The organism is Sphaerisporangium cinnabarinum (genome assembly GCF_055567015.1).
Window position 1 is genome coordinate 44,479 of the sequence record NZ_JBVHRG010000007.1, and the last position, 20,508, is coordinate 64,986.

The 20,508-nt window shown below is 74.5% G+C and carries 18 protein-coding genes and 1 tRNA gene; 11 read left to right on the top strand and 8 right to left on the bottom strand.

Going from position 1 to position 20,508, the window contains the following annotated elements; all coding sequences use genetic code 11:
* The first annotated feature begins 44 nt into the window (after nucleotides 1–44).
* Complete coding sequence (locus tag ACZ4MO_RS11535; RefSeq protein ID WP_044144577.1) at nucleotides 45–683, top strand: TetR/AcrR family transcriptional regulator; 639 nt, start codon at nucleotides 45–47, stop codon at nucleotides 681–683.
* A 58-nt stretch (nucleotides 684–741) separates the two neighbouring features.
* Here ACZ4MO_RS11535 and ACZ4MO_RS11540 read toward each other — a convergent pair whose 3' ends face one another.
* Complete coding sequence (locus ACZ4MO_RS11540) at nucleotides 742–2,151, bottom strand: D-arabinono-1,4-lactone oxidase (protein WP_175009007.1); 1,410 nt, start codon at nucleotides 2,149–2,151, stop codon at nucleotides 742–744.
* A gap of 44 nt (nucleotides 2,152–2,195) precedes the next feature.
* Here ACZ4MO_RS11540 and ACZ4MO_RS11545 point away from each other — a divergent pair, with 44 nt between their 5' ends.
* The 3 genes from ACZ4MO_RS11545 to rlmB all read left to right on the top strand — a co-directional run bounded on the left by ACZ4MO_RS11545 (nucleotide 2,196) and on the right by rlmB (nucleotide 6,221).
* Complete coding sequence (locus ACZ4MO_RS11545) at nucleotides 2,196–3,464, top strand: alanine racemase (protein ID WP_175009006.1); 1,269 nt, start codon at nucleotides 2,196–2,198, stop codon at nucleotides 3,462–3,464.
* A 78-nt stretch (nucleotides 3,465–3,542) separates the two neighbouring features.
* Nucleotides 3,543–4,973, top strand: coding sequence for a cysteine--tRNA ligase (gene cysS, locus ACZ4MO_RS11550; RefSeq protein WP_175009005.1), 1,431 nt, complete (start codon nucleotides 3,543–3,545; stop codon nucleotides 4,971–4,973).
* Nucleotides 4,974–5,201: 228 nt separating this feature from the next.
* Nucleotides 5,202–6,221 carry a 23S rRNA (guanosine(2251)-2'-O)-methyltransferase RlmB gene (gene rlmB / locus ACZ4MO_RS11555; protein WP_175009004.1) on the top strand — a complete coding sequence of 340 codons (1,020 nt, stop codon included), beginning with the start codon at nucleotides 5,202–5,204 and terminating at the stop codon, nucleotides 6,219–6,221.
* A 68-nt stretch (nucleotides 6,222–6,289) separates the two neighbouring features.
* Here rlmB and ACZ4MO_RS11560 read toward each other — a convergent pair whose 3' ends face one another.
* The 5 genes from ACZ4MO_RS11560 to ACZ4MO_RS11580 form a co-directional block, all read right to left on the bottom strand.
* Nucleotides 6,290–7,540 carry a DUF4032 domain-containing protein gene (locus ACZ4MO_RS11560; RefSeq protein ID WP_499278922.1) on the bottom strand — a complete coding sequence of 417 codons (1,251 nt, stop codon included), beginning with the start codon at nucleotides 7,538–7,540 and terminating at the stop codon, nucleotides 6,290–6,292.
* A gap of 122 nt (nucleotides 7,541–7,662) precedes the next feature.
* Complete coding sequence (locus ACZ4MO_RS11565) at nucleotides 7,663–9,339, bottom strand: discoidin domain-containing protein (protein ID WP_175009003.1); 1,677 nt, start codon at nucleotides 9,337–9,339, stop codon at nucleotides 7,663–7,665.
* 201 nt (nucleotides 9,340–9,540) lie between these two features.
* Nucleotides 9,541–10,665, bottom strand: coding sequence for a sn-glycerol-3-phosphate ABC transporter ATP-binding protein UgpC (locus ACZ4MO_RS11570; protein ID WP_175009002.1), 1,125 nt, complete (start codon nucleotides 10,663–10,665; stop codon nucleotides 9,541–9,543).
* A gap of 281 nt (nucleotides 10,666–10,946) precedes the next feature.
* A complete protein-coding gene (gene otsB, locus ACZ4MO_RS11575) occupies nucleotides 10,947–11,801 on the bottom strand; it encodes a trehalose-phosphatase (RefSeq protein ID WP_186810442.1) in 855 nt (284 codons plus the stop codon).
* Nucleotides 11,798–13,312: an alpha,alpha-trehalose-phosphate synthase (UDP-forming) gene (locus tag ACZ4MO_RS11580; protein ID WP_342779582.1), complete on the bottom strand. Its 1,515-nt coding sequence runs from the start codon at nucleotides 13,310–13,312 to the stop codon at nucleotides 11,798–11,800. Before ACZ4MO_RS11580 ends, otsB begins: the two co-directional genes overlap by 4 nt.
* A gap of 216 nt (nucleotides 13,313–13,528) precedes the next feature.
* On the opposite strand from ACZ4MO_RS11580, the gene ACZ4MO_RS11585 reads away from it, so the two are divergent.
* The 4 genes from ACZ4MO_RS11585 to ACZ4MO_RS11600 all read left to right on the top strand — a co-directional run bounded on the left by ACZ4MO_RS11585 (nucleotide 13,529) and on the right by ACZ4MO_RS11600 (nucleotide 17,032).
* Nucleotides 13,529–15,268 (top strand): protein kinase domain-containing protein, encoded by a 1,740-nt coding sequence (locus ACZ4MO_RS11585; protein WP_175008999.1) that lies wholly within the window; start codon nucleotides 13,529–13,531, stop codon nucleotides 15,266–15,268.
* A gap of 55 nt (nucleotides 15,269–15,323) precedes the next feature.
* Complete coding sequence (locus ACZ4MO_RS11590) at nucleotides 15,324–15,899, top strand: hypothetical protein (RefSeq protein ID WP_074808210.1); 576 nt, start codon at nucleotides 15,324–15,326, stop codon at nucleotides 15,897–15,899.
* Nucleotides 15,900–15,987: 88 nt separating this feature from the next.
* Nucleotides 15,988–16,839 carry a DsbA family protein gene (locus tag ACZ4MO_RS11595; RefSeq protein WP_175008998.1) on the top strand — a complete coding sequence of 284 codons (852 nt, stop codon included), beginning with the start codon at nucleotides 15,988–15,990 and terminating at the stop codon, nucleotides 16,837–16,839.
* Between the two features lie 117 nt (nucleotides 16,840–16,956).
* Nucleotides 16,957–17,032 (top strand) — tRNA-Thr (locus ACZ4MO_RS11600).
* A gap of 130 nt (nucleotides 17,033–17,162) precedes the next feature.
* On the opposite strand, the gene ACZ4MO_RS11605 is transcribed toward ACZ4MO_RS11600, so the two are convergent.
* Both ACZ4MO_RS11605 and ACZ4MO_RS11610 read right to left on the bottom strand, forming a co-directional pair.
* Nucleotides 17,163–18,032, bottom strand: a complete 870-nt coding sequence (locus ACZ4MO_RS11605) for an SGNH/GDSL hydrolase family protein (protein WP_499278931.1) — start codon at nucleotides 18,030–18,032, stop codon at nucleotides 17,163–17,165.
* 141 nt (nucleotides 18,033–18,173) lie between these two features.
* Nucleotides 18,174–18,833: a uracil-DNA glycosylase gene (locus tag ACZ4MO_RS11610; RefSeq protein ID WP_255437245.1), complete on the bottom strand. Its 660-nt coding sequence runs from the start codon at nucleotides 18,831–18,833 to the stop codon at nucleotides 18,174–18,176.
* 230 nt (nucleotides 18,834–19,063) lie between these two features.
* Between ACZ4MO_RS11610 and ACZ4MO_RS11615 the strand changes: the two genes are divergently transcribed.
* The 3 genes from ACZ4MO_RS11615 to ACZ4MO_RS11625 all read left to right on the top strand — a co-directional run bounded on the left by ACZ4MO_RS11615 (nucleotide 19,064) and on the right by ACZ4MO_RS11625 (nucleotide 20,502).
* A complete protein-coding gene (locus ACZ4MO_RS11615; protein WP_021482752.1) occupies nucleotides 19,064–19,384 on the top strand; it encodes a DUF3263 domain-containing protein in 321 nt (106 codons plus the stop codon).
* A gap of 79 nt (nucleotides 19,385–19,463) precedes the next feature.
* Complete coding sequence (locus ACZ4MO_RS11620; protein WP_043654168.1) at nucleotides 19,464–20,114, top strand: LytR C-terminal domain-containing protein; 651 nt, start codon at nucleotides 19,464–19,466, stop codon at nucleotides 20,112–20,114.
* A gap of 184 nt (nucleotides 20,115–20,298) precedes the next feature.
* Complete coding sequence (locus ACZ4MO_RS11625; protein ID WP_021482750.1) at nucleotides 20,299–20,502, top strand: cold-shock protein; 204 nt, start codon at nucleotides 20,299–20,301, stop codon at nucleotides 20,500–20,502.
* Nucleotides 20,503–20,508 lie beyond the last annotated feature (6 nt).

Sequence of the window (20,508 nt, forward strand, 5' to 3'; positions counted from 1 at the left end):
ATGTGTTTGACTTTCCCAAGAACGACACATGGGATGAATCGCACATGAACCGAATGTCCGTCGAGGAACGCCGAGCCCAGCTCGTCGACGCCGCGATGACCATCGCCGTCCGTGAGGGCGTCGAGGCCGTGACCATCCGCGGCGTCGCGGCCGAGGCCGGGGTCTCGCTTGGCGTCGTGCACTACTGCTTCGAGGACAAGGACGAGCTCCTCCAGGCGATGGGCAACAGCCTCGCGCTCGTGGCCTCCGAGCCCGTCCGGTCCGCGCTGGACGTCGACGGCGACGTCGTGGCGCTCGCCCACGCCGCCGCCGACGGCCTGTGGAGCGGGCTGACGCCGCGCCGTCACATGCGGCTCCTCACGTTCGAGTTCGCGACGGCGGGCGTGCGCAGCCGCGCGCTGCGCTCCGTGGCGCACACGCACCTCGAGCAGACCTGGGCGATGACGCGCGGGTTCCTCGAGAACGTGGCCGAGCGGGGGAACGTCAGCTACACGATGGACATGGGGTTCCTCTCCCGGGTCGTCGCGGGGTATATCGACGGGATCGAGATCGCGTGGCTCGTCGAGCAGGACGACGAGACGGCGGTCCGCAGCTTCCACGCGCTCGCCGAGTACGTGCTCTCGATGATGGTGCGCCCCGACGGCTCGCCGGTGCGGGAGCACGGCCCCGAGCCCGTCCCCTGACGGGCCGCCGACGTCCCGTCCCTCGACGGGACACCGCTCCTGGCGGGGCGGACGCCGGTCAGCCCCGCGCGGCCGGGGCGCGGCCGAGCACGCGGTCGGTGTACCCGTTCGCGAACACGCCCTCGGGGTCCGCCGCGTCGCGGACGGCCACGGCGTCGTCGAACCGCGGGTAGAGCTCCCGGAGCCGGTCCGCCTCGAGCCCGTGCATCTTGCCCCAGTGCGGGCGACCCCCCACCTCGGCGACGATGCGCTCGACGGCGTCGAAGTACCGCTCGTGCGGCAGGCGCGCGTACTGGTGCACGGCGACGTACGCGGTCTCGCGCCCGTGGGCCGTGGAGAGCCACACGTCGTCGGGCGCCGCGAACCGGACCTCGACGGGGAACGGCACGTGCTCGCCGGAGCGGTCCAGCCACGCGTCGATGCTCGACAGCACGTCCACGAGGCGCTCGCGCGGGACGGCGTACTCCATCTCGCGGAACCGGACCCGGCGCGACGTGACGAACACGTGGTGCGACGGCGCGACGTACGTGCGCGGCGCGAGCGCCCGCGCGGAGACGGCGTTGAGGCGCGGCGTGACGCGCGGGACCGCGGTCGCGAGCCGGTTCACCAGCTCGAACGCGCCGTTCGACAGGAGCTCCTCGTCGACCCACGTGCGCGCCCGCGCGACCGGCCCGGGACCCGTGGTGCGCAGACGCTCGAGCTCGACGGCCTCCTCGTCGGGCGCGAGGCGGTTGTTGCGCTTGGTCAGCGCCCGGCGCGTGTGGGGGAACCAGTAGAACTCGAAGTGGTCGTTGCCCCCGACGAGCCCGTCGGGGTCGTCGGGCGTCCCGAGCTGCTCGAGCACGCGGTCGAGCGGCCACGGCTCCTCCTGCGCGCGCAGGAGGAACGCCGGGACCACCTCGAGCGTCACCGCGGACAGGATGCCCGTGACCCCCAGCCCGAGCCGGCTGACCTCGAACAGGCCCGGCTCGTGCGTGGGCGACGCCTCGCGCGCCTCGCCGTCGGCCCCGACCACGCGGACGCCGCGCACCTGCGTCGCGAGACCGCCGAGGCGTGCCCCCGTGCCGTGCGTGCCCGTCGAGATCGCGCCCGCGACCGACTGCCGGTCGATGTCGCCGAGGTTGCGCATCGCGAGCCCCGCGGCGGCGAGGGCCTCGTTGAGCCGGTGCAGGCGGATGCCCGCCCCGACGGTCACGAGGATCGCGTCGCCGTCGGTGCCGTCCGCGCCGCCGCGCGCGATGCGCTCGACGAGACTCAGCCGGTCGAGGTCGAGCAGGAGGCCGTCCGTGACCGCGGCCGGGGTGAACGAGTGCCCTGCACCCACCGCGCGGACGGGCATGCCCTCGGCCGCGGCGCGGGCGACGAGGCCGCCCAGCTCAGCCTCGTCGCGCGGCGAGGCCCGACGGCGCGGCGTCGCGGAGGCCGTGCGGGCCCAGTTGGTCCAGGAGAGGGCGTCGTCGCTGCTCACAGGTCGTACTGTCTCACGCCCGGCGGGTGGCGTACGTTCTCTCCATGACGACCCACACGGCACCGGGGGCGGACCGGGCCGCGGGCCCGCAGGACGGTGACGAGCGGGGCGCGACGCCCTCGCTCCTGGCCCGCCTGACCCGCGCGACCGCAGCGCTCGACGGCCCGCTCGCCGTCGTCGACCTCGACCGCTTCGACGCCAACGCCGACGAGCTGCTCGCGCGCGCGGGCGGGGTCCCCGTGCGCGTCGCGTCGAAGTCCGTGCGCGTGCGCTCGCTCGTCGCGCGCGCGGGCGAGCGCGGCTTCCGAGGCGTCATGGCGTACTCGGTGCGCGAGGCGCTGTGGCTCGTCGAGTCGGGCGTCCGCGACGTCCTCGTGGGCTACCCGTCGGTCGACCGCGGGGCGCTCACGGCGCTCGCCCGCCACGAGACGGGCCGGCGCGAGGTCACCCTCATGGTGGACGACGCCGCGCACCTCGAGCTCGTGCGCCACGCGCTCGCCGAGACCGGCACGGGGGACGAGCCGCCCGTGCGCGTGTGCCTCGACGTGGACGCGTCGCTGCGCGTGGGCCTCGGTCTCGTGACGGTCCACCTGGGCACGCGCCGCTCGCCGCTGCACGGCGCGCGCGACGTCGCCTCGCTCGCCGCCCGGGTCGTCTCGACGCCCGGCCTCGCGCTGCGGGGCCTCATGTTCTACGAGGCGCAGGTCGCCGGGATGCCGGACTCGAGCCTCGCCGTGCGCGCGGTCAAGCGGCTCTCGGTGCTCGAGCTGGGCGAGCGGCGGGGCGAGGTCGTCGCGGCGGTCCGGGACGTCGTCGGGCACGACCTCGAGCTCGTGAACTCGGGCGGGACGGGGTCGCTCGAGACGTCGTCCGCGGACGCCGTCGTGACCGAGGTGACGGCCGGGTCGGGCCTGTACGTCCCGGGGCTGTTCGACGAGTACCGCGCGTTCCGGCCGCGGCCGTCGGCGTTCTTCGGCCTCGACGTCGTGCGCGTCCCGGGCCCGGGCTGGGCGACGGCGTTCGGCGGCGGGTACGTCGCGTCCGGACCGGCGACGCGCAGCCGCCTGCCGCGCGTCGTGACGCCCGGGTGGTCGCTCACGGGTCGCGAGGGCGCGGGCGAGGTGCAGACGCCGCTGCACCGGTCGCGCGGTGCCGCCGGGGCGCCGGACCTCGGCGTCGGGGACCGCGTCTGGTTCCGCCACGGCAAGGCCGGGGAGGCCATGGAGCGGTTCGACCGGGTGCACCTCGTGCGCGGCGACGAGGTGGTCGACGTCGTCCCGACGTACCGCGGCGAGGGCAAGAGCTTCGGCTGACGCGAGCGGGGACGGACCGGCCGTCGTCCCGGCGGCGCCGCTTCGGCCGCGACGGTGCGTCCCCGGTACCCTTGCGGCGTGACCCTTCGCCTGTTCGACACCGCCACGCGGGACGTGCGCGACTTCGTCCCCCTGACCCCGGGCGAGGTCGGCATCTACCTGTGCGGCGCCACCGTGCAGGCCGCCCCCCACATCGGGCACATGCGCTCGGCCGTCGCGTTCGACGTCCTCGTGCGCTGGCTCCGGCGCGGCGGGGCCCGGGTGACGCTCATCCGCAACGTCACGGACATCGACGACAAGATCCTCGCGAAGTCGGCCGACGCGGGCGAGCCCTGGTGGGCCTGGGCCGCGACGTACGAGCGCGCGTTCACCGCCGCCTACGACGCCCTGGGCGTCCTGCCCCCCACGTACGAGCCGCGCGCGACGGGCCACGTCCCGGACATGGTCGAGCTCATGCAGCGGCTCGTCGGTCGCGGCCACGCCTACACCACGGGCCCCGGCGACGTGTGGTTCGACGTGCGGTCGTGGCCCGAGTACGGCTCGCTCACCAACCAGCGCCTCGAGGACCTCAACCCCGTGCCCGACGACGTCCCCGCGGACGCGGAGGAGGCGGCGGCCAAGCGCGACCCGCGCGACTTCGCGCTCTGGAAGGCCCCCAAGCCGGGCGAGCCGGAGACCGCGTCGTGGGACACGCCGTTCGGGCGCGGCCGGCCGGGCTGGCACCTCGAGTGCTCGGCCATGGCGCGCCGCTACCTCGGCGACACGTTCGACCTCCACGGGGGCGGCCTCGACCTGCGCTTCCCCCACCACGAGAACGAGCAGGCCCAGTCGCGCGCCGCGGGCTACGGGTTCGCGCAGCACTGGCTGCACAGCGCGTGGGTCACGCAGGGCGGCGCCAAGATGAGCAAGTCGCTCGGCAACGGGCTGCTCGTGCGCGAGGTCCTCGCGACCACGAGCCCCGCCGTGCTGCGCTACGCGCTCGCGTCCGTGCAGTACCGCTCGATGCTCGAGTGGACCCCCGCGACGGTCGTCGAGGCCGAGGCGACGTGGGAGCGGCTGGCGGGCTTCGTCGAGCGGGCGACCGAGCGCGTGGGCGAGGTCGACGACGTGCGCGACGCCGAGCTCCCGACCGCCTTCACCGCGGCGATGGACGACGACCTCAACGTGCCGGCGGCGCTCGCCGTCGTGCACGAGCACCTGCGCGCGGGCAACGCGGCGCTCGCGGACCGGACGACGGCCGCGGACGCCGTCGCGCGCCACCACCTCGTGGCGGTGCGCGCGATGCTCGACGTGCTCGGGCTCGACCCGGGCGACGCGCAGTGGGCCGACCGCGGCGACTCGCGCTACGCGGCGGTGCTCGACGCCGTCGTCGGCGCGGAGCTCGCGGCCCGGGCCGAGGCGCGCGCGTCGCGGGACTTCGCGACGGCCGACGCGATCCGCGACCGGCTCGCCGCGGCGGGCGTCGCGGTCGAGGACTCGGCCGACGGCGCGCGCTGGACCCTCGCCTGACGTCCACCGGACCGACGCCCGGGAGCGGACCGGCGGCGCGCGAGGTAGAGCCCCGGTAGCGCGAGGTAGAGCTCCGGCAGCACGAGGGAGACCCTGGTGATGACCACGGTTCTCCCTCGGCGAGGTGTCTGGGGGACACTGGACCCAGGAGCGAGACACGCACGCCGGGCGCGGAACCCGACGTGGACTGACCTGAACTGACCTGAACGACGACACGATCGGTACACCATGGCTGGCAACTCACAACGACGCGGCGCGACCCGCAAGCCCGGAAGCAAGAAGGGCGCGACCGTCGGCTCCGGCGGGCAGCGGCGCAAGGGCCTCGAGGGCCGCGGGCCGACCCCGAAGGCCGAGGACCGCGTCTACCACGCGGCGCACAAGCGCAAGGTGGCCGATGAGAAGCGCGTGCCGACCGGGCGCGGCGGCGCGGCGCGCGGCACCGAGCGTGCCGGCACGTCGCGCGGCGGGGCCTCGCGCGGCGGCGGCCCCAAGGGCCGTGGGTCGGTCCAGGAGATCGTCGCGGGTCGCAACTCCGTCCTGGAGGCGCTGCGCGCGCGCATCCCCGTCGAGGTGGTCTACCTCGCGTCGCGCCTCGACGCCGACGACCGCACGCGCGAGATCGTCGACATCGTCGCGGGCCGCGGCTACGACCTCCTCGAGGTGGGCAAGCCCGAGCTCGACCGCCTCACCGACGGGGCCGTGCACCAGGGCGTCGCGATCAAGGTGCCGCCGTACGAGTACGCGGACGTCGACGACCTGCTCGACGCCGCCGAGGCGTCCGGGCGGCCGCCGCTCGTCGTCGCGCTCGACGGCGTCACGGACCCGCGCAACCTCGGCGCGGTGCTCCGCTCCGCGGGCGCGTTCGGCGCGCACGGCGTCCTCGTGCCCGAGCGCCGCGCCGCGGGCGTTACCGCGTCCGCGTGGAAGGTCTCGGCCGGCGCTGCCGCGCGCGTCCCGGTGGCCCGGGCGACCAACCTCGTGCGCGCGCTCGGCGAGCTGAAGAAGGCGGGGTGCTTCGTCGTCGGGCTCGACGCGGGCGGCACCACGGCGATCGGCGACCTCCAGCTCGCGACCGAGCCGCTCGTCGTCGTCGCGGGCTCCGAGGGCAAGGGTCTGTCCCGCCTCGTGCGCGAGGCGTGCGACGTCGTCGCGTCGATCCCCATCGGGTCGGACACGGAGTCGCTCAACGCCGCCGTCGCGACGGGCATCTCGCTCTACGAGGTCGCGCGCCTGCGGCGCGAGGTCTGACCACCCGCCGCATCACCGTCACGAGCGTCGCCCCGCCGGTCCCTGGACCGGCGGGGCGACCTCGTCCGTCAGCCGTAGTACTCGGGGTCCTTCTCGCCGGGGGCGAGGCCGAGGATCGCCTTCTCGTCCGGGCGGTGGCGCAGGACGTTCTCCACGTACGACTGCGTCGCCTCCGCCATCGGCACGTCCCGACCGGCACGCTCCGAGATGAACCAGCGGTGGTCGAGGATCTCGTGGAACAGCTGCGCCGGCTCGAGCTTGCGGCGCAGGTTCCGCGGCACGGCCTGGATCGTGGGCTCGAACACGCCGCTCAGCCAGTCGTGCGCGACGAACTCCTCGTCGTCGTTCTGCCGCTCGGCCGCCGCCCGGAACGAGTCCAGGTCGTTGAGCAGACGACGGGCCTGGTTCTCCTGCACGTCGAGGCCGGTGAGGCGCAGCAGGCGTCGGGAGTGGTGCCCCGCGTCGACGACCTTCGGCTGGATCTGCACGGTCGTGCCGTCGATGTCGGTCGTGATCGCGAGCTCGTCGACGTCGAAGCCGAGGTTGTTGAGGTGCTCGATGCGGGCCGCGACGCGCCACCGCTCGTTCGCGTCGAACGACTCGGACGTCGTCAGGGCCTCCCACAGCTCTTCGTAGCGCGCGACGAGCGCGTCGCCGATCGCGACCTCGTCCACGTCCTCGTCGAGCAGCTCGCCGGCGGCGAGGTCCATGAGCTCGCCGATGATGTTCGTGCGCGCGAGGTCGACGTCGTACGAGCGCTGCCCGGGGGAGAGCTCCCGGTGCAGGTCGCCCGTCTCGGCGTCCACGAGGAAGGCGGCGAACGTCTCCGCGTCGCGCCGGAACAGCGTGTTCGACAGCGACACGTCACCCCAGTAGAACCCCACGAGGTGCAGGCGCACGAGGAGGACGGCGAGCGCGTCGATGAGGCGCGTGGCGGTGTCCGGGCGCAGCGACTGGCTGAACAGCGCGCGGTAGGGGAGCGAGAACTGGAGGTGCTCGGTGATGAGCACGGCCTCGAGCCGCTCGCCGTTCGCGTCCTGTCGCCCGGTGATGACGCCCACGGGGACGACGCTCGGCACCTCGAGCCGACGGAGCTGCCGGAGCAGCTCGTACTCGCGGTACGCGACCGTCTCGCCGATCTCCTTGATCGCGATCACCCGCCCGGAGAGGCGGACGAACCGCACGATGTGCCGCGAGATGCCGCGGGGGAGGGCGGCGAGCGTCTCCGCCGGCCACTCCTCGAGCGGGACGTCCCAGGGCAGGTCGAGGAGCGCCGGGTCGGGGGCCGACGCGGTGATCTGCAGGTTGTGCACCGTCACGGGTCCATTGTCCATGGTCGTGCGCCCGGTGGTCGCGGTGCGTCCGCCGGCGCCTGCGCGAGCGACGGGGCGGGTCCGGTTCGTGGGGTCGGACCCGCCCCGCAGCGGGGACCGGCAGGAGGTCAGGCGCAGTCGAGCGCGTCGTGGTCGACGTCGAACGCCGACGTGACGTCCTCGCCGTCGACCGTCGCGGTGCCCGTGACGGTCACGGTCCCGCTCCCGACGGAGGTGGAGCGCACCGCGAACGACTGGTACGCGTTCGCGCCCGGGGCGACGTCGGCGACCTCGCGGGTGCCGTACGGCGTCGCGAGCGTCACGTCGACGGGCTGGTCCTCGCCGTTCGTCGCCCGGACGGCGACGTACGCCTGGCCGACGAGGCAGCGCGCCTGCACCTCGACGTCGAGGTCGAGCTGCCCGGCCGGTGTGCCGTAGACCTCGAGCTCGTAGAGGGAGAAGCCCCACTGCGTCGCGCGCTCGGTGAGGTAGAGCCGCACGTGCTGCCCGGTCCCGGTGATCGCCAGGTCGTCGAACCCGCCGTCGCCGTCCGTGACGGTGCGGACGGTGGTCCAGGTCTCGCCGTCGGGCGACGTCTGGACCTCGTAGCCCGACCCGTACGCCGTCTCCCAGTCGACGACGACGCGGCTCAGGTCGTAGCTCGCACCGAGGTCGACCGCGATCCACTCGGGCTCGCTCCACGCGCTGCTCCAGCGGGTCCCGGCGTTGCCGTCGACCGCCTTCTCCGGCTCGTGGCCGGCCTCGTCGATGCTGGAGGCCGTCACGGGCCGGCCCAGGGCGAGCGAGTCCTCGTCCTCCTCGCCGCCCCCGTCGTCGGACCGGAAGCAGCGCAGGTACCGGTAGGACTCCGCGGAGGTCTCGAACGACGGCGCCCAGTCCCACTCGTAGGTGAAGTACTCGACGTAGGGCTCGGCCGCGGCGATGATCGCCGGGAGGTCGAGCTCGCCGCGGCCGAGCGCGACCTGCCGCATGTCGCCCGGCGCGTCGACGTTCACGGCGTCCTTGATGTGGAGCAGCTCGATGCGGTCCCCGTGCTCCTCGATCCACGCCGGGACGTCGAGGCCGGCGTCGGCGGCCCAGCCGACGTCGAGCTCGAACGTGACGTAGCGCGGGTCGGTGTTCTCCTCGATGACCTCCCACGCGCTCACCGTCTCGCCCGTCTCCGGGTGGGTGTACCGCGTGGTGAACTCGCTCTGGTGGTTGTGCAGCACGATCTTGTTCGCGCCGTTCTCGTGCGCGTACCGCCCGAGCTCGTTCACGTACGCCGCGGTCGCGACGGCCTCGTCGTAGGTGCCGTAGCCGCCCGCCATGCCGCCGGTCCCGATGTAGTCCTGGCCCAGCGCGACGGCGTACGCGACCGTCTCGGGCCACGAGGCCCGGTCCGTGCTGCCGTGGCTCGACGACACCTGGAGGCCGTGCCGGTCGAGGATCGCCCGGTAGTCGGCGACCGGCATCGCGTAGGGCTGGTTGTACGGCTCCACGTTGGTGAACCCCGCAGCGGCCACCTCGCCGAGGACGCGGTCGAGCGTCTCGGGGGACGGCGTCCCCGAGCCGCCGAGCTCGCCCACGTGCGTGTAGAGCTGGATCGAGATCTTGGAGTCGGGGAGGCCGTCGTCGGCGTCGCACGTGACGGGCGCCGCGGTGGCCGACGGTCCGGCGGACGACGGCGCGACGGCGGGGACCGCCACGGCCGGCGCAGCGGCGAGCGCGGTCGCGACGAGGGCGCCGCCCGCCAGCGCCGCGCCGAGGCGCCGGGCGCGCGAGGAGAGGTGCGGGATCTGCATGAGGCTCCAATTGACAGCGTTGTCTATTTGGGTGACGAACAGGCGACTTCTGACGTCGCGTGTGCAAAAGCAGTCTTCGGGTCACCCATGGCGGTGTCAAGAGCAGGCGCGCCGTCGGTCGCGCCCGACGGCGGTCCCCGGAACGCCGCAGGGCGGGCCCTCCCGTGGGGAGGACCCGCCCTGCGGCGGTGGTGCGGGGTGTCAGCTGAGGCGCTGACCCGAGTTCGCACCGAAGACGTGCGACTGGCCCGGGCGGATCGTCACGTAGATGCGCTCGCCCTTGGCCGGGACGTTGCGCGGGTCCACGCGGACGATGACCTGGTTGTCGCCGGCGCCCGAGTGGACGTCGGCCTGCGAGGCCAGGTCGCCCTTGAGGGTGCCGTAGACGAACGCGTCGGAGCCGAGCTCCTCGACGATGTTGACCTCGACCGGGAACGCGGCCTCGTTGGCCTGCGACACGACGTCGAGGGCCTCGGGACGGAAGCCGATCGTCACCTTGCCGTTGTCGGCCTCGGTGATCTTGGCGGCCGTCTCGCGCTCGAGCGCGATGCGCGCGGGGCCGACCTCGGCCACGCCGTTGTTGACCGCGAACGTGCCGATGTTCATCGCCGGCGAGCCGATGAAGCCCGCGACGAAGACGTTGGCCGGCGTGTCGTACATCTCGCGCGGCGTGCCGACCTGCTGGAGCAGACCGTCCTTGAGGACCGCGATGCGGTCGCCCATGGTGAGGGCCTCGGTCTGGTCGTGCGTGACGTAGACCGTCGTGACGCCGAGGCGGCGCTGGAGCGACGCGATCTGGGTGCGCGTCTGGACGCGGAGCTTGGCGTCGAGGTTCGACAGCGGCTCGTCCATGAGGAACACCTGCGGCTGACGGACGATCGCACGGCCCATCGCGACGCGCTGGCGCTGACCACCGGAGAGCGCCTTCGGCTTGCGATCGAGGTACTCGGTGAGGTCGAGGATCTTCGCGGCCTCCTCGACGCGCTGGCGGATCTCCGCCTTCGGCGTGCCGGCGATCTTCAGCGCGAAGCCCATGTTGTCCGCGACGGACATGTGCGGGTACAGCGCGTAGTTCTGGAACACCATCGCGATGTCGCGGTCCTTCGGCTGGACGTCCGTGACGTCGCGGTCGCCGATGTAGATGTGTCCGCCGTTGACGTCCTCGAGGCCCGCGAGCATGCGGAGCGAGGTCGACTTGCCGCAGCCCGAGGGGCCGACGAGGACGAGGAACTCGCCGTCCTCGATGTGCAGGTTGAGCTGGTCCACGGCAGGACGCTCGGTCCCGGGGTAGACACGGGTTGCGTGGTCGTAGGTGACCGTAGCCATGACTGGTACATCCCTCCACCGGCAGGTACGTGCCGGACGATCCGTTGTGCAGTGACGTGCCACGTCGACGTAGCTGTTCGCGATGGCGGACGAGCGTGTCTTCGACGACACAGAAGAAGTCGGACCCCCTCCGGAACGGGCAGGGGACCCGACGTCATCGTGGACCCGATCCTACTCCCGGTCCTGAGCGCTTCGTCACAGCGTCGGTCACGATCCGGTAGCGGTTCGGTGCGGGCGGCGGGGGCCCGCCGGGCGAGCGCCCGGCGGACCCCGTCCGGGGGTCAGGCCTCCCGGCGCTCCAGGAGGTCCGCGAGGAGGTCGAGCACCGCGGCGAGCCCGTCGGCGTCGGGCACGCGCTGCGCGGCGAGCGTGTCGCCGTCGCCCACCTTGACGCCCAGGTCGCCCGGGCCGAGCACGGCGAACGCGGTCTCGTCGGTCGTGTCGTCGCCCGCGTAGAGCACGCGCGTGCGCGCGTCGGGGCAGCCGGCGTCCTGGCCGACGACGTCCCGCAGCCGGTCCACCGCCTCGCCCTTCGACGTCTCGACGACCGCGACCTCGACGACGTCCTTCCCGTGCATCGCGTGCAGCCCGAGCCGCTCGGCCACCGCGTCGGCCAGATCCTCCGCGGCCTGCGTGTCCGCCGCCGAGGCGAGCCGCGTGTGCAGGACGGCGGCGCTCGGCTTCTCCTGCACCCACGCGCCCTCGCGCCCCGCGACGGCGTCGGCCAGGCCCGCGCGCAGGGCGGCGAGGTGGTCGGCCTGCTCCGGCGTGAGGTCGAGCGGGACGGCGTCGAGCCCGTCCTCGGTCACGTGCCCGGTCTCGGCACCGTGGCTGCCCACGAGGTACGTGCCGGCGGGCGGCTCGCTGCGCTCGGCGAGGTCCGCGAGGTTGCGGCCCGAGACGAGCGCGAGGCGCGTCGTCGTACCGACGAGCGCGGCGGCCAGCCGGTCGACGGCGGCCCGGGCGGACGGCGCCATGCGCGCGGTGAGGGGGTCGTCGACGAGCGGCGAGAGCGTGCCGTCGAAGTCGAGCGCGACGAGCCGGGCGGCCGGTGCGCCGTCCGGGTCCGCCGCGAACGCGCGCACGGCCTCGGCGACGGGTCCGGGCAGGGGTGCCGGGTGGTGCGACGCGGTCACGCGTCCTGCTCCACCGCTGCGTCGGTGCCCTGCCGCTCGTCCTGCCGCTCGTCCCGCCGCTCGCCCTGGCGGGCGTGCTGCGGCGCACCCGGCTCGTCGTCCTCGGGGCGGCGCCGCGGGACGCGCGACGGCATGGCGGTGAGGACGCCGAGGAACGACTCGGACCACCGCGCGACGTCGTCGGTGAGGACCTTGCGGCGCAGCCTGCGCATGCGCTTGCGCTGCTCGCGGTGGTCCATGTGCGCGGCCGCGACGATGATGTCCTTCATCCCGTCGATGTCGTGCGGGTTGACGAGGAGCGCGCCGGAGGAGAGCTCGTCGGCGGCGCCGGTGAACTCGGAGAGCACGAGCACCCCGCGGTCGTCGGAGCGGGCCGCGACGTACTCCTTCGCGACGAGGTTCATGCCGTCGCGCAGCGCCGTGACGAGCATGACGTCCGCCGCCAGGTACAGGGCGGCCATCTCCTCGGGCGGGTAGGAGTGGTGCAGGTAGTGGATCGCGGCGTGCCCGATCTCCGCGTACTCGCCGTTGATGCGGCCCACCGCGCCCTCGACGTGCTCGCGCAGCTCCTGGTAGGCGTCCACGTTCTCGCGGCTCGGGCTCGCGACCTGCACGAGCGTGGCGTGCTCGACGTCGAGGCGGCCGTCCTGCAGCAGCTCGCCGTATGCCTTGATGCGGTGCCGGATGCCCTTGGTGTAGTCCAGGCGGTCGACGCCGAGCATCATGATGTCCGGGTCGCCCAGGTCGGCGCGGATCTCGCGCGAGCGCTGCTGGACCTCGGGCGTGCGGGCGAGCTCGTCGAACCGGCGCGAGTCGATCGAGATGGGGAACGCGGCGGCGCGGACGTGGCGGTCGCGCCCGTCCTCGCCCGGGACGGTGATGATCGGCCCGCGCGTCGTGTGGGCGCGCAGCCGCCGCACCGCGCGGATGAAGTTCGCGGCGTCGCCCGCGCGCTGGAAGCCCACGAGGTCCGCGCCCAGCAGGCCGTCGATCACCTGGCGGCGCCACGGCAGCTGCTGGAACAGCTCGAGCGGGGGGAACGGGATGTGGTTGAAGAACCCGATCCGCACGTCCGGGCGCTGGGCGCGGATCATCTGCGGCACGAGCTGGAGCTGGTAGTCGTGCACCCAGACGACGGCGCCCGGGGCCGCCTGCGCGACGGCGGCGTCGGCGAAGCGCTGGTTGACGCGGCGGTACGCGTCCCACCACGTGCGGTGGTACGTGGGCGGGGAGATGACGTCGTGGTAGAGCGGCCAGAGCGTGTCGTTCGAGAAGCCCTCGTAGTACCGCTCGATCTCGTCGGCCGAGAGCGTCACGGGCACGAGGCGCATCTCGTCGGCGTCGAACGGCTCGCTCGCCAGGTCGGGCGCGCCGGACCAGCCGACCCAGGCACCGTCGGACGCCTGCATGACGGGCTCGAGCGCCGTGACCAGGCCTCCGGGCGACCGCTTCCACTCGATCTCACCGCCGGGGCCGACCGTGAAGTCCACGGGCAGCCGGTTGGCCACCACGACGAGATCGAATCCCTCTTTGCCTGTCAATGGACCTCTCCTTGAGCTTCGATGAATCGCGCCTGGGCGGCCCAGGGTAGTCCGCTCGTCGGGCGCATGGACGGGTCGTCCGGTGCCGGTCGGGTGCCGGACGCCGCCCCGGGCCGGGTCGCCCACCGGGCCCGTCGGGGCGGCACCCTCCAGCGCCGGCCCGTCCACTGCCGCTACCTTGTCACCATGGAGGAGCCCACGCAGCGCGTCGAGGCGCGGAACGTCGCCGGGGGGCCGTCGCGCGGACCCGCCCCCGGCAGCGAGGTCGGGGGCTACCACATCGGCGCGCGGCTCGGGTCCGGAGCCATGGGCACCGTCCACAGCGCCCACGACGGCGGTGGCAACCTCGTGGCGATCAAGCTCCTCCACGCGCACGTCGACCTCGACGCCGCCGCGCAGGGCCGCGAGCGGCTGCGCCGGGAGGCCCGCGCCCTCCAGCGCCTGCGGCACCCCGCGGTCGCGCAGATCCTCGACGTCGAGCTCGACGGCCCGGACGCGTTCATCGTCACCGAGCTCGTCGACGGCCCCACGCTCGAGGACGAGATCGCCGAGGGCGGACCGCTCGACGCGTGGGACCTCTACGAGCTCGCCGACCAGCTCGCCGCCGCCCTCGAGGCCGTGCACGCGGCCGGCGTCGTGCACCGCGACCTCAAGCCGAGCAACGTCATGGTGTCCTCGCGGGGCCCGGTGCTCATCGACTTCGGCATCGCCCAGGGGCTCGAGGACGCGCGCGTCACGTCCACGGGCCTCGTCATGGGCACCCCGGGGTACCTGGCGCCCGAGCTGCTCGAGGGCGCCGCCCCCAGCGTCGACACCGACTGGTGGGGGTGGGCGGCCCTGCTCGCCTACGCCGCGACCGGGCGGGCGCCGTTCGGCGTGCGCCCGACGGACGTCGTGCTCGCCCGCGCGCGCAGCGGACGCCCCGACCTCGCCGGACTCGGGCCCGTCACCGCGCACGCGATCGGTCGGGCGCTGCACGCCGACCCGGCGCAGCGCCTCGGGCCGACGGAGGTCGTGGCCGCCCTGCGGCACGCGGCCGACACCGGCGACGCCGCACCCGCGACCCAGGTGGTCGCACCGCCCACCGGACCGACGCAGGTGATGCCGCCCGTCGCCGTCGTGCCCGGCGGCACGGGGGCCCAGGCGTGGACCGGCGCGTCCGCGTGGACCGGCCAGGCCCAGGTCGTGCCGCCGCCCCTGCCCACGTCGCAGGCGCAGGTCAACGACGGCCGCACGATGGCCGTCCCGGTCGGCCACGACCTCATGGACGACCTCGGCGCCCCGCCCCTCGGCGAGGACGGTGAACCGCTCTACGTGCGCCCCGTGCCCGCCGCCCGGCGCACCGCGCTGCTCCTGCTCGCCGTGCCGCTCGTGCTGCTCGGCGCGACGTACCCGGGCGTGGCGTTCGTCGTGCTGTCGGTGCTCGTCGTGCTCGCGCGCGTCGTCGGCGTGACGACCGAGTCGCTGCACGCGCGGCGCGAGCGCCGCGGCGTCTCGTCCCGGGACACGGTGCGCGCGGTCGCGGCGTCGCCCTGGTACGTCGTGCGCGCGCTCGCCGGCGCGCTCCCGTCCCTCCTCGTCGCGGCGTGCGCCGCGGTGCTCGTCGTCGTGGCCGGCTGGTGGCTCCTCGAGTCCGACCGCTGGGTCGTCGTCGAGGGCCCCGACGGCGGCAACGCGCCCGTCGTGACGACCGTCCTGCTGTGCCTCGCGGCGGTCGCGGCGGTGACCCTGGCCTGGGTCGGGCCGCTGACCCACCTCACGCGGTACGGGACCCGGACCGCCCTGGCGCGGCTCGCGCCCGGACGCACCGGGACGCTCGTCCTCGTCGGCCTCGGTCTCGTGCTCACGGTCGTGTCCCTCGTGCTCCTCGCGGGGGACTCGGGCGTGACCTGGTGGCCGTTCCCCGGCCCGCCGTCGCTGCGCTGAGACGGCACCGGCCCTTCCCAGCCCCCTACCAGCCCGCACGCGTAGGATGGGCGCCGTGCTCCGGACGACGGTGCCGCGCGCCCTGTCGCGCGGCGTGACGCGCACGTCCGTCGTGCCCGCAGCCGGCCGTCTGCTCGGCCCCGCGCTCCTGCTCCTCACCCTCCTCGCCGCCGTCGTGACGCACCTCGCCGACCGCGGGTACGCCGTCGTGCACCAGTGCGTGACGGTGCCGGGGGTCTGGGGCGCCGCCGGTATGCATCTCGCGCTCGTCCACGAGGCGCCGGACTGCCCGTCGGGCACCGCGCTCGGGGGCGACCCGGCCGCCATGGTCACCGTCGTGGGCGCGCTCGCGCTGCCCGTCGTCGTGGCCCACGTGGCAGCGGCCGCCGTCGCGTGGGGCCTGTCGGCCTGGGCGCGGCGCGCGCACGAGCGCTCCCGCGCCGTCGTGACCGTGGCCGGGCGCTCGCTGCGTGCCGTGCTCCGGGGGGCGCTGCGCCCCGTGGGGTCGCTCGTCGGGGCCGCGCGCCGCGTCGTGCGCCCGGTGCCCGACGCCGTCCCCACCGCGCTGCACCACCTCGCCGACGCGGTGGTGCGCACCCGGCGCGGGCCTCCGCAGGTCGCGCTCGTCTGACGACGTCGTCGGACGCACGGCCCGCGCGACCCCGTCGGCGCGCACCCTGACACATCCCCAGCTCTCGGCACTCCCTCGGAGGACGACCATGCCCAGCAACGAAACCCAGACCAAGGCCCAGCGCCGCGAGGCCGCGCGCGCGGAGGCGCTCGCGCTGCGCGAGGCGCAGGCCAAGCGCGACAAGCGCAACCGTCTCATCACGATCGGAGCGCTCGTCGCGGGCGTCCTCGTCCTCGTCGGCGTGTTCCTCGCCGTGTGGATCCCGGCCATGAACGACCGGAACAAGACGATCGACGCGGTCGCGGCGGGCAACCTCGCCGACGTCACGAGCCCTGCCACGAGCGACGCCGAGGACGGCGGCATCCCGATCGGCGCGGACGGCGCTGCCGGGACCCAGAACGAGGGCGCCGTCGAGGTCGGGGTCTACCTCGATTACATGTGCCCCATCTGCGGCCAGTTCGAGGAGACGAACGGCGCGACGCTCGACCAGCTCCGCGAGTCCGGTGACGTGACCGTCGTGCTGCACCCGATCTCGATCCTCGACCGCGTCGCGCAGTCGCAGCAGTTCTCGACCCGCTCCGCCGCCGCGGCGGCCTGGGTCGCCGACCGTGCGCCCGAGTCGATGAACGACTTCAACACCGCGATGTTCCAGAACCAGCCCGCCGAGGGCAGCGAGACGCTGACCGACGCGCAGATCGCCGACATCGCCGAGCAGGCGGGCGTGCCGGCCGACGTCGCCGCCGGCATCGAGGACGGGACCGCCGTCGAGACGTTCGGCGACTGGGTCGCGACGGCGTCGAGCCTCGTGAACCAGGACACGTCGCTGCACGGCGAGCGCGGGTTCGGCACGCCGACGATCACGATCGACGGTGAGCGGTGGGACGGCAACTGGAGCGACCCGAACGCGCTCCCGCAGGCCGTCACCGCCGCCCAGGGCTGACCGGCACGGGGTCCGAGTCCTGACCCGCGCCGCCCGTGCCCTGACCGGCGCGGGCCGCCGACCGGGGCGCGCCGGGCGAGCAGGTAGTCTGTTCGCTCGCCCGGCAGCCCCGGGAACGCCGCCTTAGCTCAGCCGGTAGAGCACTCGCCTTGTAAGCGAACGGTCGTCGGTTCGAATCCGACAGGCGGCTCCACCATGACGCCCCCGGCTCCACGGAGCCGGGGGCGTCGTCGTGCCGGCGCGCTGCGCGAGGTCGGCAGTCGCTGCCCGGATCGGTGGTCGCGCGCGCCGATCTCGGCAGGCGCTGCCGAAGTCGTCCGCGCTCAGCGGTCGGCGAGCGGGACGGGCAGCAGCTCGGGCGCCTTGGGGAGCCGCCCGTCGCCCGACGACGTCCCGCGCAGCCGCCGCTGCGCCCACGGCACGACGTGCGTGCGCACCCACTGCGCGTTCTGCCGCGCGCGGTCCAGGGCCGGTGCGGGCGGGAGGGGAGCCAGCGGGTCGTCCCACGCGGCGTCGTCGGGCGCCTGGCCGAGCGCGACGAGCGCCGCCTGCGCGACCCGGGCGTGCCCCGCGGGGGTCAGGTGGATGCGGTCCTCCGACCACACGCGCCAGTCGTGCAGCGCGCGCATGCCCCACAGGTCCAGCACGTACGCGCCCTGGCGGCGCGCGATCGACCAGATGTGGGCGTTGTACACGCCGACGCGCGGCCGCGTCAGGCCGACGAGCGGCGACTGCGACGCGTCGAAGCCCGTCGCCATGAGCACGTCGATCCCCGCGCCGCGCAGTCGCGAGACCGCGTGCTCGAGGTTGCGCGCGAGGCGGTCGACGTCGGCGTTCGGCCGCAGGATGTCGTTGCCGCCGCCGATGACGCTCACCAGGTCCGGCCGGAGCTCCAGCGCCGCCGGCACCTGCTCGGTGAGGATCGAGCGCAGCTTGCGCCCCCGGATCGCGAGGTTCGCGTACCGCAGCGGCTCCTCGCCGGCGGCGACGCGCCGGGTCGCGAGGTGCTGGGCGAGAAGGTCGGCCCACCCCCGCTGGTGGTCCTCCTCGCCGGGGTACGGGTCCCACAGGCCCTCGGTGAACGAGTCGCCGATCGCGACGTAGCTCGACCAGCGGGGAGCGGGGTCGTCGGGTCGGCGTGCGTCGGTGGTGTCGCCGGCCAGGGGAGTGGTCGTCGGGTTCTGCGTCGTCACCCGCCCCATTGTGCTCCTGCGGGGCGGCGCGCCGTCGACGCGGCGTTCCTGGCGGGTCGAGCAGGTGATCGTGGCGCGTCACGCGACGCGGACGAGCCAGGACCGCCTGCTCGGCGGAGGCGGGGGGAGAGCGGGCGGGGGTCAGGTGGTGGGGAGGGTCCAGTCGACGGGGTCGGCGCCCTGGGCGACGAGGAGCTCGTTGACGCGGGAGAACGGGCGCGACCCGAAGAACCCGCGACGCGCGGAGAGCGGGCTTGGGTGGGCGCTCGCGACGACGGGGGTGTCGCCGAGCATCGGGCGCAGGGTCGCGGCGTCGCGGCCCCAGAGGATCGCGACCAGCGGGGCGTCGCGCGCGACGAGCGCGCGGATCGCCGCCTCGGTGACGGCCTCCCAGCCCTGGCCGCGGTGCGACCCGGGCTCGCCCGGCCGGACGGTGAGCACCCTGTTGAGGAGCATGACGCCCTGGTCGCTCCACGCGGACAGGTCGCCGTTCGCGGGCGTCGGGGCGCCGACGTCGTCCGCGAGCTCGGCGAAGATGTTCTGGAGCGAGCGGGGCACGGGGCGCACGTGCGGCTGCACGGAGAACGACAGCCCCATCGGGTGCCCGGGCGTGGGGTACGGGTCCTGCCCGACGACGAGCACCCGCACCTCGGACAGGGGGCGCGAGAACGCGTTGAGGATGGCCGACGGCGCGGGCAGGTACTCCCGTCCGGCCGCCACCTCGGCGCGCAGGAAGTCGCCGAGCGCGTGCAGCTGCGGCTCGACGGGCGCGAGGGCCTCGGCCCAGTCGGGCGCCATGATGCTCGCGAGGGCCGGGCGGGGGTCGGCCGTCGAGGCGGTCGCGACCGGGTCGACGGCGACGGGCTGGGCGGGTGCGCTCTCCACGGGCCCGAGCCTAACCGGCGTCCTCGGCACGTCCGCAGCGTGCGGCGAGGACGAATGACACGGGTGTGGTTCGTGCGTAGGCTGAGAGGCGGCCGCGCGCACGGGAGTGCGCAGGTCCGGTGACGAGAGAGTGCAGGGAGGGAACGATGAGCGAGGCGGCGTACGTGCTCGACGGACCCGACGCGGTCGGCGACCCGACCACCTCGGAGGCGCCGGCGTCGGGCCTGAGCGAGCGGGACCAGGAGATCCTGGCGTTCGAGCGGCAGTGGTGGAAGTACTCGGGCGCCAAGGAGCAGGCGGTGCGCGAGCTGTTCGACATGTCCGCGACGCGCTACTACCAGGTGCTCAACGCGCTCATCGACTCCCCGGCCGCGCTCGCGCACGACCCCATGCTCGTCAAGCGCCTGCGGCGTATGCGGTCCACCCGGCAGCGGGCGCGCACGGCGCGCCGGCTCGAGGGTCTCTGACCCGGGACGACGGGCCGCGCGTGAAGTCCGGGCGAACAGGGCGTTTAGCCGAGAGCCCCGACCGGGCTACCCTGTCGCCGTGACGAAGAGCCGCTACCCCTACGCGCCCGACGAGTTCGACGCGCCCGCGCCGCAGGGTGCGCCCGTGGGGGTGCACCGCACGCCGCGCAGCGGGTGGAGCAAGACGTGGCCGTTCCTGCTGGTCGCCGTCGTCTTCGCCGGCCTCGCGTACGGGGGCGTCGCGCTGCTGTCCGACAACGGGGCCACGGACGACCCGCCGCAGGCGCAGTCCACGGAGCCGCCGCCCGCGGAGACCGAGGAGCCGCCCGCGGCGGAGGAGCCTCCGGCGACCGAGGAGCCCCCGGCCACGGAGGAGCCGCCCGCGACCGAGGAGACCCCCGAGACCCCGGACCTCGCGACGCTCATGGCGGCGGCCGACCCGAGTGCCTACGTCCGCGTGCTGAACGACAGCGGCATCGGAGGCGAGGCGGCCAAGGGCAAGGATGCCCTCGACGCGCAGGGCTTCAGCAACACCGTCGCCACGGACTACACGAACGGGCCGGCGCCGGTCGACGCCACCACGGTCTGGTACGTGCCCGACCGGAGCGACACCGCCGCCGCCGTCGCCGCGACGCTGGGGATCCCCGCGGAGAACGTCGTCCAGGTCGACAGCCTGCGCGAGGGCGACGTCGCGGTGATCATCAAGTCCGAGCTGGCACCGGTCGGCTGACCGGTCCACCCCGACCGGGGTGCTCGACCCGAGCGCACTACCCGCGTGACCTGCTCGTTCGGCCCTGGAACCCGAGCTCTCGCCACGTGCCGTTCGACCTTCCGTGCACGCCGCCCGCGGGCTAGGCTCGGGCTACCACGGGGCGGCGGTCGCCTCGCGGGCGACGATGCACGAGGAGACGTACATGGCTCAGGGGACCGTGAAGTGGTTCAACGCCGAGAAGGGCTACGGGTTCATCACGCCCGCAGCGGGTGGACAGGACCTCTTCGTGCACTTCAGCGCGATCCAGACGGACGGCTACCGCACGCTCGACGAGGGCCAGGAGGTCGAGTTCGAGCTCGGCCAGGGCAGCAAGGGCCCGCAGGCCGAGCAGGTGCGGCCGCTCTGAGCCCGG

Coding starts and splice junctions, on each gene's coding strand:
- ACZ4MO_RS11535 (WP_044144577.1), top strand. CDS start 45: ATGAACCGAATGTCCGTCGAGGAACGCCGAGCCCAGCTCGTCGACGCC.
- ACZ4MO_RS11545 (WP_175009006.1), top strand. CDS start 2,196: ATGACGACCCACACGGCACCGGGGGCGGACCGGGCCGCGGGCCCGCAG.
- rlmB (WP_175009004.1), top strand. CDS start 5,202: ATGGCTGGCAACTCACAACGACGCGGCGCGACCCGCAAGCCCGGAAGC.
- ACZ4MO_RS11565 (WP_175009003.1), bottom strand. CDS start 9,339: ATGCAGATCCCGCACCTCTCCTCGCGCGCCCGGCGCCTCGGCGCGGCG.
- ACZ4MO_RS11570 (WP_175009002.1), bottom strand. CDS start 10,665: ATGGCTACGGTCACCTACGACCACGCAACCCGTGTCTACCCCGGGACC.
- ACZ4MO_RS11585 (WP_175008999.1), top strand. CDS start 13,529: ATGGAGGAGCCCACGCAGCGCGTCGAGGCGCGGAACGTCGCCGGGGGG.
- ACZ4MO_RS11595 (WP_175008998.1), top strand. CDS start 15,988: ATGCCCAGCAACGAAACCCAGACCAAGGCCCAGCGCCGCGAGGCCGCG.
- ACZ4MO_RS11615 (WP_021482752.1), top strand. CDS start 19,064: ATGAGCGAGGCGGCGTACGTGCTCGACGGACCCGACGCGGTCGGCGAC.
- ACZ4MO_RS11625 (WP_021482750.1), top strand. CDS start 20,299: ATGGCTCAGGGGACCGTGAAGTGGTTCAACGCCGAGAAGGGCTACGGG.